Annotated in this window: 1 protein-coding gene; it reads right to left on the bottom strand. The window is 70.8% G+C overall.

What is annotated here, in order from left to right; all coding sequences use genetic code 11:
* Nucleotides 1-61: 61 nt before the first annotated feature.
* On the bottom strand, nt 62-1,022 hold a 961-nt coding region (locus ACFWDO_RS21515), incomplete at its 5' end, for an ABC transporter permease (RefSeq protein ID WP_380347230.1).

Raw genomic sequence — 1,022 nt, 5'->3', positions numbered from 1 at the left:
GGTGCGGTGGATCGGCAGCGCGACTGCGGCATCGGTGCGGGCGACGGTCGTCATGGGATCGTCAGCGGGTCGCGCCGAGCGCGGTCAGTGGGTCGGTGGTGAACAGGAAGCGCAGGGCGACAGCGGCGCCGACCAAGCCGAGGACGATCAGGGCCAGTGCGGGGACCAGGGTTGTCGCGGGGCTGAGCACGAAAGGCATCGCCTCGCCCAGGAACAGTGAGGCGAGGGCGGTGATCGCCAGGCCCGCCGTGACGCCCGCGGTCAGGACGATCGCGGCCTGGGCGAGGGCATCACCGACCAGGGAGCCGGTGGTCGCGCCGAGCGCCTTCAAGGTGGCGATATCGGGTTGGCGCTGCACGGTCCAGACCGTGAAGAAGGCGCCGATCACCAGGGCCGAGATGGCGAACAGCAGCACGGTCATCAGGGTGAGTGAGCTGTTCTCGGCCTGGTAGGAGCCGATCGCCTGGACGGCATCCTTCGCGGGCAGCGAGTGCGTGCCTGCTTCGGCGTCGAGGCCGCCGGGGGCCTCGCCGGTCACCGCGAGCACGGTCGCGGCACCGGCGCGCGGGCTGGCCGCTTGCCAGTCCTGCAGGCTCGTCCAGATCACGGGGGTGTGGCTGTACCACTCGTCGCCGGCGACGTCGGCGACGGTGAACTCGTGCCCTGCCAGCAGCACGACGTCGCCGGTGCCTGCCGACAGCTCGCGAGCCGCCGCCGAACTCAGCACCACGGCGCCGGGAACGGTAGCAGGGCGATTGCTGAATGCCGATGGGTCGCCGCCGAACAACGCGACCTGCGTCGGACTCGCACCCGCGTGCTCGGCCCTGGTGCGCGAGATGCCGATCGGGGTCGCGTCCGCCGATTCCCACTGCGCGATCTGCTGCTCGGTGAGCACCGAGGAGTCGAACGACGGGTCGGCCCCGGTTTCGGCGAAAACGACCCGGTCGGCGTCGATGCCCTGGACAGCGGAGATGTTCTGGTGCGCCAGCCCAGCGGTGAGGCCACTGAGGAAGCTCACCAGC

Origin of the sequence: Isoptericola sp. NPDC060185 (assembly GCF_042728595.1) — a bacterium.
GTDB lineage: Bacteria > Actinomycetota > Actinomycetes > Actinomycetales > Cellulomonadaceae > Isoptericola.
Note: the sequence above shows the minus strand (reverse complement) of the source record. Positions and strands in the feature narration are given on the sequence as shown.